Raw genomic sequence first — 959 nt, forward strand, 5'->3', positions numbered from 1 at the left:
GTTGTTCGTCGTGTAGGAGGCGCGCGACCGCCGTCTCGATTTGAAGGCCGGGAAGCCGCCCGTCCCGGCGAAGAACTTCGCGAACGCGGCGTCGAGGTTCAGCTTCGCGTTCGCGAGCGCGAGGCTGTCCGCCTCGGCGAGAAACGGGAACAGGGGCTTGTAGGAGGCGGGTGTCGCCGGTTTCCGTCTCGTCCCGTTCCCCGCCTTCGCCTCCTCGCGGATGGCGATGCGGTCCTCGAGCAGCTTATTGTAGATGAACCGGGCGCAGCCGATCGTCTTGATGAGGAACTCTTCCTGTGCCGGCGTGGGTGGAGCCTATATTTATAGCCTTTCAGCATGTTCGTCCCTCCTCCCCTACGAAGATCGTGATGTGTCCTCCTCATCCGATACCCGCGGAGGGAGAGGAAGAATCTGACGGAATCCCGAACCTTTGTTCGTCACATCTGTCACAGGAGGAGAAGACTATTGGATTGGGCGATTCATCCCCCACCTACGCGGGCTACGGCCCGAGGCGCTTAGAGGAGGGAGAATTCTCGCCTGATTTAGTTAAAGACATAAAAAAGCCGTCACACAGATAGTGTGACGACTTGGCATTAGGATTCTTTAGAGACGCATTCAAATAAAATCGATTGATGGGAATGGACAGGTTCATCTTTGGCTCCCGTTTGCTCAAAGACGGGCTTTTCAATACGGCGTATAGGACGATAACCCATTTCATTGATTCGATCTAAACATTCACTGACCGTTTCATTTGGTTCGACATATACTTTGATTTTCTTAGCCATTGCTTCTTACGTCCTCTCTTCCACTAAGCTGAATCGATGATATGAAAAAACGGCGGCCCTTGAGCGAATGCTCCAGAACCACCGTTTGCCTGGCAACGTCCTATCCTCACAGGGGGAGATCCCCCAACTACTTTCGGCGCTGAGACGCTTAACTTCCGTGTTCGGCATGGGAAC

General features: G+C 54.1%; 2 protein-coding genes and 1 rRNA gene. All 3 read right to left on the reverse strand.

From position 1 onward, the window contains the following. Nucleotides 1-282, reverse strand: a 282-nt coding sequence (locus tag KNO68_RS14780) for a helix-turn-helix domain-containing protein (RefSeq protein WP_353047994.1), incomplete at its 3' end; no start/stop codon positions are given. Nucleotides 283-593: 311 nt separating this feature from the next. Next, nucleotides 594-785 (reverse strand): NETI motif-containing protein, encoded by a 192-nt coding sequence (locus tag KNO68_RS14785; protein ID WP_015880702.1) that lies wholly within the window; start codon nt 783-785, stop codon nt 594-596. A gap of 87 nt (nt 786-872) precedes the next feature. Beyond that, nucleotides 873-959: ribosomal RNA gene (gene rrf, locus KNO68_RS14790) — 5S ribosomal RNA — on the reverse strand; the annotation flags it as partial.

The organism is Exiguobacterium sp. s75, assembly GCF_018617145.1.
GTDB classification, from domain to species: Bacteria; Bacillota; Bacilli; order Exiguobacteriales; family Exiguobacteriaceae; genus Exiguobacterium; species Exiguobacterium profundum.

Coding starts and splice junctions, on each gene's coding strand:
- KNO68_RS14785 (WP_015880702.1), bottom strand. CDS start 785: ATGGCTAAGAAAATCAAAGTATATGTCGAACCAAATGAAACGGTCAGT.